Raw genomic sequence first — 14,945 nt, 5'->3', positions numbered from 1 at the left:
CATTCATTTGGAAGCCCGGGTGCCTATATAAGGCCGTCGAACGAATCGCACTCCGGGCCCCGATACCATGCCACGATTTTGCACGAAAGCGGGCCGACGCGACAGTATTTGAATATCGGTGCGGCGGAAAACAACTGGCCGGCCAGAGAACGAATGGCGAGGTTGCCGACGGAGAAATCACCCCGATACCCGGTCAGCTATCACTCTGAATTGTAGGCACCGACGATCATTCGGGGGAGAGGTTCGTGAGCGAATTCGATAGACCGACGTGCATGCGAGCCAGGTCGATCACACACCACTTACTCAACGAGCCTATCGGACCATTTCCCGTGTGCGGTGACCACCGACGATGAACAACTACTTCGGATCGATAGTGAGAAAGATAGCCACTCGCTGCGGCTGGACATTCAACCATCGAGTGGAGTGCTGGTGCCCACTGGATCAGTGTGGCCGAGCGTCCACTGGCACGTGCCTCGAGCTCCAAGTGGGGCACCGGACCAACCGTACCCCACAACAACGGGTACGACCAGAGGTGGCTAATCATGGCTTCGTCGATGGATGGAGGGCAGCGTTCGGGCGAAAATCGATGCGGGTACCGTTCCAGAACGTTCTGCTGGTGGGGAATCGCCTATTCGACGAGCCCGATATACGGGCGCGGGTTCGACCGAGTAAAACCCCCAAATGAACCAGATCCTACCGCGTTCGGGACGCTGGACCGACTGGTCACAGATCCAGAATCGACAACGCTCTTCGCGTCAAGACGTTCCAAGAAGTGCTCCGTCAGGGATTCGAACCCTGGTCCTTGCCGTGAGAGGGCAAGATGATTGGCCGGACTACACCAACGGAGCCAACCACACGTCGAACCCATCGTCGGGGTCTCCGTGTCTACTCCATCCTTGCGGAGAAGCCAGTTTAAGCGTTCCGTTTCTGGGCGCTCACTGTGACTCGGTTTCGTGGGGCGAACGGGCGGCTTCCGGTTCGAAGCCATCGAGGCTGATGATGTTCTCCCGACCGACTCGGAGTTTGCTGATCGTTCCGTCGGACTCCATCTCGGAGAGGAGCATACTCACCTTGGACTTCGACCAGTCGGTGCGTTCGACGATCTGGACCTGCTTCATCCGGCCCCCGTTCTCGGAGAGCAACGAGACGACGCGATCCTCGTCCGTCATGAGCTCGGCGTCGGAGATGGCACTCACCGATTCCTCACTCGTGTCTTCGGTTGTGCGATTCCCAGCTCCGCCCCCCAGGGACGATGGCTGACCCTCGTCGTCGGCAGTCGAACCGTCGCCGAACGAATCGGGCAGCGATGCGAGCGAATCAGGGAACCAACCCCGTCTGGAGGCAACGAGAGCGAGCCCCACCACCAGACCGAGGCCGACGACGGCACCACCGATCACTGTTGGAGTGGAGAGGGAGTCTTGCCCGCTGGTAGCCCCTGCACTCCCCTCCGGAACGAGAACGACGTACGGTCGGTCGCTGTTGAACTCCCGCTCACCTTCCCAGACTACGTGTTCGCGTTCGTGCAGTTCCGGGCCCTGCCCATCCGGATCCGGATACACTTGATCGAACGCAAGGTTGTCTCCGGCCCGAATCCGAAGCTTCTGGTCGGCCATGATGTAGAAACCGCCCTCGAAGACGTCAGAAATGACGACCCGCCCGGACTCCGTCGCCGCGAATCCCTCCCACGTAAACGACATGCGGACGACACCGTCCGTATTGATCGACCGCTCGACGCGCGCCGTTCGATTGAAGTCCGTCGCCGTCATCTCGCGATCGGTATAGCGTTCACCGTCAGTGACCAGCGCCGACGCTTGCTCCGTGAACTTCGTGTAGAGGTCGGTCTCTTCGGACTCGAATCGATCCGCGTACGCTTCGAAGTTGTCCTCCTCTTCCGTCGACTCCAGTGTCCGTTCGTACTCGAAGGTCCACCTCGCCGATCCATCCTCCTGGATGGTGATGTCGAACGTGGTTCGATCGAACTCCTGGTCCGTCGTCCCGACCGAGGAGTTGACCGCCGTCGGAGACGGACCCGCCTCGGGTGCAGACGGTTGAGTGGATTCCCCATCTAGTGAGACGAACGCCACGCTCACTACCAGGCCTGCTACCAGCAGCGAGGCGACGATTGCCACAGCGACCGACCGTTGCATTCGTCCGAAGTTCGCCGGGACCCCCCATAGAAGTTGTGAATCACCACACTGTACCCCATTCACTTCGACAAACTGAAGGGAATTACCGACGTTGGCCGACACAACTGGGACAGCGATCGGAGAGACGACACGCACAAGCGGCTGTCTCGCCAATACGCCGGTATGATCACGAATCTCGCCGCCAGAGAGTCGGTCTTTACGAGCAACGCATTTCTCGTCGACGGTGATCGCCGAGTTCTGGTCGACACTGGTTCGAACTTCGACGTAGTAGCGAAAATCGACGCACGGGTAGACGACCTCGACACAGTCGTCCTGACGCACACGCATCCCGATCACGTCGGGAATCTGGCAGCCGTGACGGATCACTTCGACGTCGACGTCTGGGGATACGATCCGACCGTAGACGGTGTCGACACCGAGCTCGACGACGGTGCAACGCTTCCGATCGGCGACCACCAGTACACGGCCGTCCACACTCCGGGTCACAAGGACGACCATCTCTGTCTGTACGCGCACGAACCAGAGATCCTCTTCGCCGGCGACCTCGTCTTCGCGAACGGTGGATTCGGTCGAACGGACTTACCGGAAGGTGACCGAACTGCGTTGATCGAGAGTATCGACCGGATCGAGTCACTCGTCGGCCATTCGTTGCAGGCACTCCACTCGGGACACGGAGCCAGCGTGACCGACGACCCCGCCGACCACGTTACACTCGCCGGACGGATGGCTCGACAGCACTGACCACCTCGATAGCGTCGCGACGAATACTTCCTAGCGTCGAACGAACAGCGCAGACGTTATTCAGCGGCCAATCCGTAGTAGCCGGGTTCGTCCTCGGTTCGCGGTTCGGCGACGACGAGATCGTCGGCGTTGATCATGATCCACGGAATCGCCCAGTCCAGCAGGATGTCTTCGGTCTCCCTGTCGAGTTCGGCCTCCGGTTCGAGCTCCTGGAGGAGTCTGGCGATCTCGTAGACGGTGTACATCTGCCCGGCCTCCAAGAGGTCGGACGGCTCGTAGAAATCACAGGGGTAGGTCGATTCGAACGCAGATTTCGGTCGTGGCATGCGAGTGGCTACGAACGGCCGGGTCCTAAAACTCCCGGCGGATTCTGGGCTGGATCGCCAGCGTAACTGTCGCTGCCGGATCGGCGATCGGTGACACAGCGCGGACGACAAAAATGCAGGTTCGATAGGGGCGACGCGGCGTTACTCGAAGTGATCGAGGCACTTCTGGTACTCCTCGGCGACGGAGTCCCAGTTGATCACGTCGAAGAAACTGTCGATGAAGTCGCCGCGGTCCGGGCCGTAGTCGTAGTAGTACGAGTGTTCCCAGACGTCGAGGGCGAGGATTGGATGGGAGCCCCAGAGTGCACCCTGGTCGTGTTTGTCGACGACGATGTTACGGAGCTGCTTCGAGACGGGATCGTAGACGAGGAGCGCCCAGCCACCGGCGGCGCCGGCCGCGGCCTCGAATTCGCCCTTCCAGCCCTCGTAGGAGCCGAAGTCCTCCTCGATACGGTCGGCGAGGTCGCCCTCGGGTTCGCCGCCGCCGTTGGGAGACATGTTCTCCCAGAACATCGTGTGGAGGTAGTGGCCACAGCCGTTGTGGGTCACGTTCCCGATGGCACCGGGCGAACTGCCGAAGTCACCGCTCTCACGGTTCTCGGCGAGGGTCTCTTCGGCCGCGTTAAGGCCGTTGACATAGCCCTGATGGTGTGTGTCGTGATGCCAGGTGACGACTTGTTCGGAAATCGATGGCTCGAGTGCGTCGTAATCGTACGGTAGTGGTGGAAGTTCGTGTTCGGTCATTGTGGACACCCGAAGAGGTGTTCGTTCGCGCGAGTGTTAAACGTTGAGGAGTGAAACGATACCACGGCGCAACGGATCCGGCGATCGGATTCCCGCGAGCTCCTCACCGGGACCCACGACGGTCCTCGTGTTAACGATTACACCGGCGAACGAGACGAGACGCCATCGAATCGGTAGTTCGCACACCCAAATAAGAGACCGCAGCAATTCGAGGGCGACTACTCGTAGAGCCACGAGGCGTCGTGCTGATCGTACTCGATCAGTTCGTCCTCGTCGAAGTGGATCGCGATCTCGCGCTCGTTTGCGCCCTCGTCTTCGTTGTCCGCCGCGTGAACGACGTTCCGACCGAGGTCGAGCGCGTAGTCACCGCGGATCGTTCCGGGTGCCGCATCGAGCGGGTCGGTCTCGCCGATCATCTGGCGGACCTGTCGCGTCGCATCTTGACCCTCCCAGACCATCGGGACGACCGGGCCCGACGTGATGAAGTCGACCAGGTCGTCGTAGAAGGGTTTGTCCTCGTGTTCCGCATAGTGCTCTTCGGCCCGTTCGCGGGGCATGTTCTCGACGTTTATGCCGACGAGTTTGAGCCCGCGATCTTCGAGCCGAGAGACGACCTCGCCCACGAGTCCGCGCGCGAAGGCGTCGGGCTTGACCATCACGAAGGTCCGCTCGTGGTCACTCATTCCTCGTCCTCCTCGGACGCGTCCGTGTCGGTTTCGGCAGCGTCGGTCTCGCCGTCTTCGACGTCGTCGGACTCGTCGCTTTCAGTATCGTCGGTCTCGGCATCGTCGGGTTCGTCGGCAGCCGACTCGTCTTCGGTGACGGGTTCGGTTTCCGGTTCCGACGTCTCGACCGGTTCCTCGGAAGCGGAATCCGGCGTCGACTCCTTGCCACGACGGCCCTCTTCGGTCCACTCCAAATCGCGCGGTTCGCGACCGAGATGGTAGTTCTTCTCCGCCTTGGAGTCGACGAAGTGGAGCACGGTCCCGTCGGTTCGGACGTACATGATGCCCGTCCCGGGTTCGATCTCCTCTCCCGTGTAGTCACACGTGCGTTTCTCGACCATCGTTACTGTCCTCCGATCGAATCGGCCTCGCGGGCGGTCTCGCGCAGCTGGAGGACGTCCCCCTCGCGGACCGGCCCGAGGCAATTGCGAGTGATGATGCGACCCTGATTCTCGCCCTCCTGGATCCGGCACTTGACCTGCATGGCTTCACCGTGCATGCCGGTCTTACCGACGATTTCGATAACTTCGGCGGGCGTGGAGCCGCTTTCATCCTCTTCAGCGCTCATCCTCTCTCACCTCACTCGAGGTCCTCGATCTTGCCAGCGATGTCCTCGACATCGTCGTCGGCATCGCCGGTGTCGACGATTGCCGCGGCAGCGGAGCCGACTTCGAGACCGGCGGCGTGACCGACGTCGTCCTGGGTCTCGACGAAGACGACCGGAATACCCTTCTCGTCGGCGAGTTCCGGAAGGTGCATGACGATCTCCTCGGGGCTGACGTCTTCGGCGACGAAAACGAGGTCGGCGTTGCCGCGCTCGATCGCTTTGGTGGTTTCGTTCGTTCCTTTCTTTACGCGTCCTGTGTCTCGGGCGACCTCGAGGGCCTCGAGGGCATCCTCTTGCAGGTCGACCGGGACGTCGATCGTGACGTAGACTGACATTGGTTGTTCACCTCTCCTACGCGCGGGCTCGCACTCCCCTGCCGTCGGGGCGCTGGGGCCCCGTGCCAGACCGAGTCGATCCCGACTCCGGCGGAGTTCCTGTGCGGCTAGGAGCATCATCAACCCCGCGTAGGGTGTATTGCTCAGTAACGGTGCCCCCCATAAAAGCGTGTTCAAACATTCTTCGGGGTGACACGGATGCGCACGTCAGAAAGATACCCGACGGCGCGACGATAGCCGAACCGGACAGACCGGGAGACCCGGACCGACCGGAAGCGGTGGAATTACCGTCGGGCGGGCGCAATCGCGTGGTATGAACTCGGTGGCGCTCGCGGCGGACCTCGTGGCGGAGGCGGCGACCGTCGACGAGCGTCGCCTCCTCGTTCTCGCAGGCGACAGGGAGATCGGTTACGACAATCTCGAAGCGATCCTCGACACCCTCGAGGTCCCGATCAGCGAGACCACGCTCGTCGGTCCGGACGACCGGCTTCGCTGTGAGCACCTGGTCCAATCGACGGCAGACCGGCTCCTGGGAACGACCAGGGACATCGTCGCCGTCGACGCCCATCGGGCGTGCCGGCCGAACGCACTCGGCCGAATCGTCGGCGCGGTCGACGGTGGTGGACTCGTGATCTTGCTCACGCCCTCGCTCGAGACGTGGCCCGATCGCCGAGACGCGTTCGACGAGACGCTCGCGTCGCCACCGTACACCGTCGACGACGTCACCGGTCACTTCCGGAGACGGCTCGTCGAGACCCTCGAAACGCATCCCGGAATCGGGATCGTCGACATCGACGCCGACCGCGTCAGCCGAAGCGGGCGGACTGATCCAGCCCCTCAGCTGGCGTCGCAGTCAGATGGATCGGGCGTTCCAGCCGACGCCGTCTTCCCCGATGAGGCGTTCGAAGCCTGTCTGACCGCCGATCAGCGAGACACCGTCGAGGTCTTCGAGCCGTTCCTCGCGACGCCCGACCAGCAAACCGCGGTCGTTGTCGAGGCGGACCGTGGTCGCGGAAAGTCCAGTGCGGCGGGACTGGCAGCCGGTGCGCTCGCGGCGGCCGGGCTAGACGTCGCCGTTACCGCACCGTCGACGGACGGCTGTCGCGAAGTGTTCGCCCGCGCTCGCGAACTCGTCGCCGATCTCGACTCGATTACAGAGTCAGAAGACCCCAAAGAGGACGATCCGATCCATTCCACCATCACGACTGCTGCCGGGGGGCGAGTCCGGTTCGCGACCGCTACCGAGGTCGACTCGTGGATCGACGAGCCCGACATCGTCATCGTCGACGAAGCGGCCGCACTGCCAGTCTCGATACTCGAGACGACGCTCGCTGCGGATCGGGTCGCCTACGCGACGACCGTCCACGGCTACGAGGGGACCGGTCGCGGGTTCGACGTCAGGTTCCGCGATCGACTCGACGAGAGTGCCCACGACGTGCTCACGCGATCGCTCGTCGATCCAATTCGCTACGCTGGCGGCGATCCGATCGAGACGTGGGCCTTTCGCGTCCTCGCGCTGGACGCCCGGCCACCGGTCGAACCGCTGATCGCCGACGCGACCGTCTCGAACGTCAGCTACGAACACCCGGAGCCCGCGGCGCTCGTCGCCGACGAACACCGCCTTCGAGAGACGTTCGGATTGCTCGTGCTCGCCCACTACCGGACCGAGCCGACCGACCTGGCTCGATTGCTCGATGCACCGAACGTGACCGTCCGAACCCTAGAGCGAGACGGGCACGTCGTCGCTGTCGCATTGCTCGCCCGCGAAGGGGGACTCGACGCGGACTGGCGCGCCGACATGTACGAGGGGGCGCGCATCCGCGGGAACATGATTCCCGACGTGCTGACGAGCCAGCTCAGGGACGAATCGGCTGGCGTCACGGTGGGCTACCGCGTTATTCGGATCGCGACACACCACGCCGTTCGGTCATGCGGCCTCGGCTCGCACCTGCTCTCGAAGATTCGGAAGGAAGTTGGATCCGAAGCGGACTGGCTGGGTTCCGGATTCGGTGCGACGCCCGAGCTCCTGCGGTTCTGGCACCGAAACGGATACGAGGCGATCCACGCGTCGACGACGCGTAACAATCGCAGCGGCGAGTACTCTGCGATCGTCGTCCACCCCACGAGCGAACGCGGCGAGGCGCTCCGTGATCGCCACGGTACCTGGTTCGCCCGCCGACTTCCCGCCGTCCTGGCCGACGCACTCGACGACCTCACGGTCGATACCGCACGTGCGTTGCTTCGGTCGGTCCCAACCGAAGCCGCTCCGGAACTTCCACGGGACCCCCACAGCTGGCGCGTCGTCGCCGGCGCCGCCTACGGACCCGGCTTGTTCGACGTCGATCCCGGTCCGTTTCGGCCGCTGATCGTCCGTACGATAATCGAACAACCAGAACTGCCCGAAGACGGGCTATCGACTCGCGAAGAGCGACTACTGGTCCGTCGGGGGCTCCAGGCACGAGCCTGGTCGTCGGTGGCCGACGAACTCGACTATCACTCGACGGGACAGTGCATGCGATCGTTCGGCAACGCCCTCACACCACTCGTCGATCACTACGGGACGAACGCAGAATCGGTCGGCGACGACGCAGCCGAGACAGTTCGAACACTCCGGGCCCGATTCGGCGGCGAGTAGACCGACCGTCAGGAGAGCAGTCGCCGGGCGATCGATTCCGGGAGCAACCAGAACAGTAGCGCGATCAGTCGCCACCGGCGGGTGACGTGGGCGCGCGTTCGACGGGACTCGATCGCGCGATGGATCTGGGCGGCGGCCGTCTCCGGCGAACACACCCAGAACAGGTCCTCTCCCAGCGCCATGTCGGTATCCACGAACCCAGGTTCGATGGTCGTGATGGTGACGTCGGTCGCGGTGGCTGCCTGTCGGTGACGAAGCCCCTCCAGGTACCGGCTGACGAAGGCCTTCGAGGCGTTGTACGCCGGCGAATCGGGACTGCCGAATCCAGCCGCGACAGACGAGATGCCGACGAGGTGCCCGTCGATGGGCGAGTCGGGAGACCGAGTTCGACCGGCGGTCGACGACTCGTGGTCGGAGTCGATACCACCGCGTTCGAAGTACTCGATCGCTGCCGTCGCGAGAGCCGTGAAGCCGGTGACGTTCACGTCGATCGTCTCCCGTTCGGGTTCCCACTCGAGATCGCGATTGATCGAACCGACACCGGCCGAGAGCACGACCAGTTCTACCCGGTCCATCGCCCGCGTGAGATCGAAAAACGCCTCGCGAGCGGCGTCGGGTTCCGTGACGTCCATCGTTGCGACGGACGCCTTCGTTGGAAGCGCTTCGCCGATCTCGATCAGGCGATCGGTCCGGCGAGCGGCGAGTCCGATTTCGTACCCGTCCGACGCGAGACGGCGGGCGAGTGCCTCGCCGATCCCCGACGACGCACCGACGATGATCGCCCCACGTGTCATGGCGAGTCGTTCCGGGTCCACGGCCAAAGTTGGTTTGGCTATCGTGTACCGAGCGTCCCCACGCCACTGATTTGGACCCGTGCCGATCTCCTGCCAGACTCAGCCCGACCGAAACCACTGACTATGACGGCCACGTACGCTTGCGCATGGACTGTGCCGAAGCCGACTGTGACCGGCCCGCCGTCGTCGAACTTCACGTGCCGTGGGCCGAGAACCGACTCGTCTGTGCGGCCCACGCGCGTGTGCTCGGCCGTCAAGATGGCGTCGTCGCCGATCCGAACCCCGACGCCGACGACGAATTACTCGGCTGAGCGTCGAAAATCGTAGAGACGCGTACGCTACGGGTGTGTGAAGTACGCGACCGTTTCCTCGTCCTCGTGGCGATCGATTCGGGCGAAGCCGACGCGGACGAACTGGACGGTGTCGTCGGAATCGAGTGCGGCGACACCCGGTTCCGCGTGGCCGAGGACATCTCCCTCCATCGTCCGGAGCCGGAGCGGGACGTTCTCGTCGGCCGGCACCCAGTGGATCACGTCGACATCCCCCTCGCGGACCACGTCGATCGATTCACCCGTATACTGGAGGGTATCACGGGTGTACTGGAAACAGCCGAGCCCTTTCAGCCAGACGCGTTCTTCGCGATCCGGCACGTCAGCAGGTTCGACGAGGACGGCGTCACCGATGGGGATCGCCCGGTCGCCGCGCTCCTCGTGATCGGGGTGCAGCGGCGGATTCGCCTCCGCAGGTGGGCTCCCGCCGAGTGGGATCTCGGTGCCGTCGCGGACGAAGAAGTAGCGGTCACTCTCGTCGTCGATCAGCTCTCGGTTGTTCGCGTAGATGGAACTCATCGCGAGGTCGACGTTCGACGTCGACGTGCCGAGGCCGATCATCGCGTCGGTGATCGCGTCGCCGCGGATGCCCCGCCGCCGCAGGCTCGCGAGCGTGGGTGCCCGCGGGTCGTCCCAGCCGTCCAAGTCGCCGGCGTCGATCAGCTCCTTGATCGAGGAGGTACTCATCGGGACGTCGTACGCATCCAACTGGACGTGCCCCCAGTGGACGACCTCGGGGTACTCCCAGTCGAAGTAGTCGTAGACGAAGCGCTGCTTCTTCGCGGAATCCTGCAGGTCGATGCCACGGATGATGTGAGTGACGCCGACCAGGTGATCGTCGATCCCGGACTGGAAATCGAGCATCGGCCAGCAACGATACTCGCTGGCCACGTCGCGTGGATGGGGGGTGTCGATCATCCGGAAGGCGACGAAGTCGCGAAGCGCCGGGTTCTTGTGGTCGATGTCGGTCTTGACCCGCAGAACCATCTCGCCGCTGTCGTACTCGCCCTCGACCATCGCCTCGAACTCCTCCTGGACGGTAGCCACGTCCTTCTCGCGGTGGGGACAGGCCTCGCCGTCGTTTTTGAGTTCGCTGAAGGTCTCGCCGGAACACGAGCAGGTGTACGCGCCGCCCAGTTCGATCAGCTCACGGGCGTGCTCGTAGTAGGTTTCGACCCGGTCGCTGGCGCGGTAGACGGCGTCTGGCTCGAATCCGAGGTACTCGATGTCGTCGAGAATATCGTCGTAGGCCTCGAGATCCGGACGCTTCGTCTCCGGATCGGTGTCGTCGAACCTGACACAGAACCAGCCGTCGTAGCGCTCGCGGTAAGTACCGATCACGGCCGGCATGCGAGCGTGGCCCACGTGCCACGGCCCGTTCGGATTCGGCGCACAGCGCATCCGGACCTCTTCGACATCCTCGGCGTTCGGGAGGGCCGGCAGGTCCCACTCGTCTTCCTCGTCCTCGGCTTCGATCTCGGCCAGTTCGTCGGGTGCCAGCTCCGCGATGCGGTCGCGGCGCTCCTCGTGGGACAGCGCGTTCACCTCGCTGACGATCGGCCCGGCGACGCCTGGAATCTCGCCCCCGTGGGGCCGAAAGTCCGGGTTCTCGCCCATGAGCGGGCCCATAATGGCGCCTACATCCGCGTCACTCTCGTGCTTGACGGCGTTCAAGAGCGCGTGTTTCTCGACCTCGCGTTCGACGCGCTCGCGTACCTCGTCGTCCATTACCGGATGCTTCTCGGGGCTCCGTCAAAACAGCCGCGGATCCGATCGCGAGCGGTCGCCGCACCGGGGACATCGCCAGTTAGGTGACTCGCTCGAAGTAACGGTACGAGAAACCGGCACCGGCGTCTGACCGGTTCCCGTCGCCCGTGGCGGGTCAGTAGCCGCGTTCGACGAGGTAGTCAGCGAGATCCTCGAGGAGATCGTGGGCCTCGTTCTCCGGGAGCACGTCCAGCCGCTCGGTCCCGTTCGACACGAGCTCGCGCGCCGTCCGTCGGGCGTACTCGATACTGCCCGCGTCTTCGAGCGTGGCGACGGCGTCGTCGATCTCCGCCTCGGTGACCGCGTCGACGTCGTCGGTGTCGACGAGCGAGTCGACGTCGACGCCCTGCTCGCGAGCGTGAACCGTGATCAGAGTCTGTTTGTTTTCGACGAGGTCGCTCCCACGCTGTTTGCCGAGCGTCTCGCTCGGAACGGTCAGATCGAGGACGTCGTCGTGAATCTGGAACCCGCGCCCGATGTCGAGGCCGTAGCCGTAGAGGGCGTCGACAGTCTCCTCGTCCGCTCCGAGGAGGACGGCGGGCAACGCGGCCGATGCCGCGTAGAGGACGGCGGTCTTCTGTTCGACCATCCCCAGATACTCGTCGGTCGTGACTTCGTCACGATCTTCGAACTGGACGTCGAGCGACTGGCCCTCGCAGATCTGTGTACAGGTGTTCGCGAGAACGTCGAGCGCACGGACCAGCCGATCCGTCTCGGCGCCCGTATCGAGCATGATCTCGAACGCCTTCGAGTACAGCGTATCGCCGGCCAGAATCGCCGTCTCCACGTCGTACTCACGATGGACGGCCGGGACACCGCGTCGGAGATCGTCGTCGTCCATGATGTCGTCGTGAATCAACGTGAACGACTGGATCACTTCGACGCTGACGGCCGCCGCCAACATGTCGACCGGTTCCGAGTCGTCGAGCGGCTCGAACGACCGGTACGATTGGGAAAGCGGTTCCACGTCGGTCAGCGCTTCTGCCGTCGCGAGCAGTACCGACGGCCGGAGTCGTTTGCCACCCGCGTCGAGCAGGTAGCGCGACGCTTCGTAGAGCCGTTCCGGTCGGCGAACGGGCAACTCCTCGGGAATCGCCTCGTTGACCAGTTCGCGACGCTTCCGGACCGCTTCGAGCACCGTCTGTTCGCGTGCCTCAGGGGTCGTCATTTCACTCGACCAGTTGAATCAGGTTGCCGTTCGATGTGACGTGAAGGTCTCGACCGAGTTTGTACCCTTCACTCTTGCAGAGATCGACGTAACTCGAGAACCCTTTCATGTCCTGGTGGGCCGGGATGACGTGCTGGGGCTGGAGCGCCTGCAGCATCTCGTAGTGGCCCTCCTGGTTGAGGTGCCCGGAAACGTGGATGTCGGAGTAGATGCGCGCGCCCTGCATACCGAGCAGTTTCTCGGCCTGGTAGCGCTGGCCCTCGTTCGTCGGTTCGGGAATCACGCGGGCGGAGAAGACGACCTTGTCGCCGTCGTCCAGTTCGTACGGCGTCTCGCCGCGGGCCATCCGGGTGAGCATCGCACGTGGTTCGCCCTGGTGGCCGGTGACGACCGGGAGGAAGTTCTCCTTGCCCTCGTTCATTATCCGTTTGAACGTTCGGTCGACCGATTTGCGGTGGCCGAACATCCCGAGGTCGTCGGGGAAGTCGACGAAGTCGAGTCGTTCGGCGGTGCCCGAGTACTTCTCCATCGAGCGGCCCAGCAAGACCGGCTGGCGACCGATATCCTTCGCGAACTCCACGAGCGAAGTGACGCGGGAGATATGGCTCGAGAACGTCGTCGCGACGATGCCGCCGTCGTAGTCCTCGAGGCTGTAGATGACGTCTTTCAGGTGACGCCGCGCGACCGATTCGCTCGGCGTGCGACCCTGTTTGCCCGCGTTCGTACAATCCTCGATGTAACAGAGGACGCCCTCACCCTCGCGACCGATCTCGCGGAAGCGCTCCATGTCGATCGGATCGCCGATGACTGGGGTGTGGTCCATGCGCTTGTCCAGTCCGTAGACGACGGCCCCCTCGGGTGTGTGCAGGACCGGGTTGATGGCGTCGATGATCGAGTGCGTGACGTTGACGAACTCGAGTTCGACCTGGCCGGTGTCGCCGATCGACATCGTCTCACCGGGGTCCATCTTGACCAGGTCGTTCTCGACGCCGAACTTCTGTTCGCTCTCGATCTGCTGTTTAACCAGTTCGATGGTAAACGGCGTGGCGACGACGGGTGCGTTGTACCGATGTGCCAGTTTCGAGATCGCGCCGATGTGGTCCAGGTGGCCGTGCGTCGGCACGATCGCCTGTACGTCGCCCTCGAGGTCGGACATGACCCGGTCGTCCGGAATCGCACCCATGTCGATCAGATCGAGACTGTGCATGCGCTCGGTCTCGACGTTGTCGTGGATCAGCACCTGCGAGAGGTTCAGACCCATGTCGAAGATGACGACGTCGTTACCAGCGCGGACGGCAGTCATCTGCCGGCCGACTTCCTCGTAACCGCCGATCGTTGCAATTTCAATTTCCATTGGTAGACACCGAGCGCCTCGTTGGTGGGCGCTCGTGGTAACGGTCCGCGGACTCCAGGTTCCTACGGCCTCGACGTGACTGCGCGTCGGCCATCCCGCTATGCGATCGAATCGGTGGCTCCGGCCGACCCGACCTCGATCGCACTTGCCCGCGGGTCTCGCTACCCCGATATACACACCCATCCTGTATAAAGGCCGCGGGTCGCTCCGTCGGTTTCACGCCGACCACACGGCCCATGGCCTGCCTCCAGCAGGCACCCACCGACGACCGGTTACGGTCAGTTCCAGCTGTCTATCGCGACACTGACCGGTCACTGCCGACTATTGACACAATGGTTAAATAGTAAGTATTGGTAACACCAGTCATGCCACAACAAGGCACGGAGGAGGCGGCTCGATCGGCGTCCAGACGACGAATACTCAGCGAGGTGGCGGCGGCCGGACTCGCCGGGAGCGCCGTACTCGCGGGATCGGGGACTGCGAGCGCCGGTAGCAAGGGCGGCTGTGACGACCCACCGACGGCGTTTCCGCGAGTGACGACGCGCGGTCACTTCGACACCACGTGGTACGGAAGCGTCTACCTCACAGACGGCAACGACGTGACCAACTACGAGTACGCAGGCGACGGAATTCCCGGCATCCACAGCGCTCCGGGCGACGAACTGCTCGTGTTCGTCCACGGCTGGAACAACGACGCCGAGGGAGCGGTCTGTACGTTCGGCGACGCCGACGAGACGTTCACCAGCGAGGGATACGAGCAACCGTTCGTCGGCTTCTCGTGGGATGCCGACTTCGGCTGGTACAACGCCACCGAGATCGCCGAAGAAAACGGCCCGAAACTCGCGGCCTTCACACACGCCTACAAAGCGACCAACCCGGACGTCACTGTCCGGTACGTCGCCCACTCGCTCGGCGCTCGCGTTGCCCTGTCGGCAGTCGAGCAGCTCTCCGAGTGGGGACATCACGACGATCTCACGTCACTCACGCTCCTCGGCGGCGCCGCGGACGACGAATCCGTCTCGATGGGCGGTGCCTACGGCCCCGACATCGAAGCCGCCGTGGGCGACGTACACAACTACTGGATGGAAGACGACGAAATTCTGAACTGGGCCTACGGCGCTGCGGAAATGGGAGACGCAGTCGGGAACGACGGCTGCGACGGGACGCCACCGTCGAACTACACGGACCACAACGTCCCGTACGTCCCGAGTCACTTCGATTACGCGGCCGCCGACGGCTGTATCCACGAGGTCGTCTCGACGTTCTAAACCGC

At 63.5% G+C, this 14,945-nt stretch carries 15 protein-coding genes and 1 tRNA gene; 4 read left to right on the top strand and 12 right to left on the bottom strand.

The window, feature by feature from the left end; all coding sequences use genetic code 11:
• Positions 1–773: 773 nt before the first annotated feature.
• Together C479_RS15685 and C479_RS15680 are read right to left on the bottom strand one after the other, a co-directional pair.
• Positions 774–848 (bottom strand) — tRNA-Glu (locus tag C479_RS15685).
• A gap of 87 nt (positions 849–935) precedes the next feature.
• Entirely contained in the window at positions 936–2,147 is a 1,212-nt protein-coding gene (locus tag C479_RS15680; RefSeq protein ID WP_007704830.1) for a helix-turn-helix transcriptional regulator, read from the bottom strand.
• 162 nt (positions 2,148–2,309) lie between these two features.
• Between C479_RS15680 and C479_RS15675 the strand changes: the two genes are divergently transcribed.
• Positions 2,310–2,888: an MBL fold metallo-hydrolase gene (locus C479_RS15675; RefSeq protein ID WP_007704828.1), complete on the top strand. Its 579-nt coding sequence runs from the start codon at positions 2,310–2,312 to the stop codon at positions 2,886–2,888.
• Between the two features lie 56 nt (positions 2,889–2,944).
• Here C479_RS15675 and C479_RS15670 read toward each other — a convergent pair whose 3' ends face one another.
• The 6 genes from C479_RS15670 to rpl7ae all read right to left on the bottom strand — a co-directional run bounded on the left by C479_RS15670 (position 2,945) and on the right by rpl7ae (position 5,625).
• Entirely contained in the window at positions 2,945–3,214 is a 270-nt protein-coding gene (locus C479_RS15670; protein WP_007704825.1) for a DUF5827 family protein, read from the bottom strand.
• A gap of 141 nt (positions 3,215–3,355) precedes the next feature.
• Positions 3,356–3,958 (bottom strand): superoxide dismutase, encoded by a 603-nt coding sequence (gene sod / locus C479_RS15665; RefSeq protein WP_007704812.1) that lies wholly within the window; start codon positions 3,956–3,958, stop codon positions 3,356–3,358.
• Between the two features lie 218 nt (positions 3,959–4,176).
• Positions 4,177–4,641 (bottom strand): nucleoside-diphosphate kinase, encoded by a 465-nt coding sequence (gene ndk / locus C479_RS15660; RefSeq protein ID WP_007704808.1) that lies wholly within the window; start codon positions 4,639–4,641, stop codon positions 4,177–4,179.
• Positions 4,638–5,024, bottom strand: coding sequence for a 50S ribosomal protein L24e (locus C479_RS15655; protein ID WP_007704795.1), 387 nt, complete (start codon positions 5,022–5,024; stop codon positions 4,638–4,640). Before C479_RS15655 ends, ndk begins: the two co-directional genes overlap by 4 nt.
• Positions 5,025–5,026: 2 nt before the next feature.
• Positions 5,027–5,251, bottom strand: a complete 225-nt coding sequence (locus C479_RS15650) for a 30S ribosomal protein S28e (RefSeq protein WP_007704793.1) — start codon at positions 5,249–5,251, stop codon at positions 5,027–5,029.
• Positions 5,252–5,262: 11 nt separating this feature from the next.
• On the bottom strand, positions 5,263–5,625 hold the full coding sequence (gene rpl7ae, locus C479_RS15645) for a 50S ribosomal protein L7Ae (RefSeq protein ID WP_007704790.1): 363 nt from the start codon (positions 5,623–5,625) through the stop codon (positions 5,263–5,265).
• Between the two features lie 313 nt (positions 5,626–5,938).
• On the opposite strand from rpl7ae, the gene tmcA reads away from it, so the two are divergent.
• Positions 5,939–8,260, top strand: coding sequence for a tRNA(Met) cytidine acetyltransferase TmcA (gene tmcA / locus C479_RS15640; protein WP_007704787.1), 2,322 nt, complete (start codon positions 5,939–5,941; stop codon positions 8,258–8,260).
• Between the two features lie 8 nt (positions 8,261–8,268).
• On the opposite strand, the gene C479_RS15635 is transcribed toward tmcA, so the two are convergent.
• A complete protein-coding gene (locus C479_RS15635) occupies positions 8,269–9,054 on the bottom strand; it encodes an SDR family NAD(P)-dependent oxidoreductase (RefSeq protein ID WP_007704785.1) in 786 nt (261 codons plus the stop codon).
• A gap of 146 nt (positions 9,055–9,200) precedes the next feature.
• Between C479_RS15635 and C479_RS16620 the strand changes: the two genes are divergently transcribed.
• A complete protein-coding gene (locus C479_RS16620) occupies positions 9,201–9,365 on the top strand; it encodes a hypothetical protein (RefSeq protein WP_007704784.1) in 165 nt (54 codons plus the stop codon).
• Positions 9,366–9,392: 27 nt separating this feature from the next.
• Here the strand turns inward: C479_RS16620 and C479_RS15630 are convergent, their stop codons facing one another.
• From C479_RS15630 to C479_RS15620, 3 genes are all read right to left on the bottom strand, one after another.
• The gene (locus tag C479_RS15630) at positions 9,393–11,111 is read right to left on the bottom strand and encodes a glutamate--tRNA ligase (RefSeq protein ID WP_007704782.1); all 1,719 of its coding nucleotides are present in this window, start codon (positions 11,109–11,111) and stop codon (positions 9,393–9,395) included.
• 154 nt (positions 11,112–11,265) lie between these two features.
• Positions 11,266–12,318, bottom strand: a complete 1,053-nt coding sequence (gene idsA3, locus C479_RS15625; RefSeq protein ID WP_007704780.1) for a geranylfarnesyl diphosphate synthase — start codon at positions 12,316–12,318, stop codon at positions 11,266–11,268.
• Position 12,319: 1 nt separating this feature from the next.
• Positions 12,320–13,672, bottom strand: coding sequence for a ribonuclease J (locus C479_RS15620; RefSeq protein WP_007704777.1), 1,353 nt, complete (start codon positions 13,670–13,672; stop codon positions 12,320–12,322).
• Positions 13,673–14,037: 365 nt separating this feature from the next.
• On the opposite strand from C479_RS15620, the gene C479_RS15615 reads away from it, so the two are divergent.
• The gene (locus C479_RS15615; protein WP_083893876.1) at positions 14,038–14,940 is read left to right on the top strand and encodes an alpha/beta hydrolase; all 903 of its coding nucleotides are present in this window, start codon (positions 14,038–14,040) and stop codon (positions 14,938–14,940) included.
• Positions 14,941–14,945: the final 5 nt, after the last annotated feature.

It is taken from the genome of Halovivax asiaticus JCM 14624, from assembly GCF_000337515.1.
In the GTDB taxonomy this organism is placed as follows: domain Archaea; phylum Halobacteriota; class Halobacteria; order Halobacteriales; family Natrialbaceae; genus Halovivax; species Halovivax asiaticus.
Note: the sequence above shows the minus strand (reverse complement) of the source record. Positions and strands in the feature narration are given on the sequence as shown.

What these genes read in the sequence shown, in the direction of transcription:
- C479_RS15680 (WP_007704830.1), bottom strand. Translation starts at nt 2,147, where the DNA reads ATGCAACGGTCGGTCGCTGTGGCAATCGTCGCCTCGCTGCTGGTAGCA.
- C479_RS15675 (WP_007704828.1), top strand. Translation starts at nt 2,310, where the DNA reads ATGATCACGAATCTCGCCGCCAGAGAGTCGGTCTTTACGAGCAACGCA.
- C479_RS15670 (WP_007704825.1), bottom strand. Translation starts at nt 3,214, where the DNA reads ATGCCACGACCGAAATCTGCGTTCGAATCGACCTACCCCTGTGATTTC.
- sod (WP_007704812.1), bottom strand. Translation starts at nt 3,958, where the DNA reads ATGACCGAACACGAACTTCCACCACTACCGTACGATTACGACGCACTC.
- ndk (WP_007704808.1), bottom strand. Translation starts at nt 4,641, where the DNA reads ATGAGTGACCACGAGCGGACCTTCGTGATGGTCAAGCCCGACGCCTTC.
- C479_RS15655 (WP_007704795.1), bottom strand. Translation starts at nt 5,024, where the DNA reads ATGGTCGAGAAACGCACGTGTGACTACACGGGAGAGGAGATCGAACCC.
- C479_RS15650 (WP_007704793.1), bottom strand. Translation starts at nt 5,251, where the DNA reads ATGAGCGCTGAAGAGGATGAAAGCGGCTCCACGCCCGCCGAAGTTATC.
- rpl7ae (WP_007704790.1), bottom strand. Translation starts at nt 5,625, where the DNA reads ATGTCAGTCTACGTCACGATCGACGTCCCGGTCGACCTGCAAGAGGAT.
- tmcA (WP_007704787.1), top strand. Translation starts at nt 5,939, where the DNA reads ATGAACTCGGTGGCGCTCGCGGCGGACCTCGTGGCGGAGGCGGCGACC.
- C479_RS15635 (WP_007704785.1), bottom strand. Translation starts at nt 9,054, where the DNA reads ATGACACGTGGGGCGATCATCGTCGGTGCGTCGTCGGGGATCGGCGAG.
- C479_RS16620 (WP_007704784.1), top strand. Translation starts at nt 9,201, where the DNA reads ATGGACTGTGCCGAAGCCGACTGTGACCGGCCCGCCGTCGTCGAACTT.
- C479_RS15630 (WP_007704782.1), bottom strand. Translation starts at nt 11,111, where the DNA reads ATGGACGACGAGGTACGCGAGCGCGTCGAACGCGAGGTCGAGAAACAC.
- idsA3 (WP_007704780.1), bottom strand. Translation starts at nt 12,318, where the DNA reads ATGACGACCCCTGAGGCACGCGAACAGACGGTGCTCGAAGCGGTCCGG.
- C479_RS15620 (WP_007704777.1), bottom strand. Translation starts at nt 13,672, where the DNA reads ATGGAAATTGAAATTGCAACGATCGGCGGTTACGAGGAAGTCGGCCGG.
- C479_RS15615 (WP_083893876.1), top strand. Translation starts at nt 14,038, where the DNA reads ATGCCACAACAAGGCACGGAGGAGGCGGCTCGATCGGCGTCCAGACGA.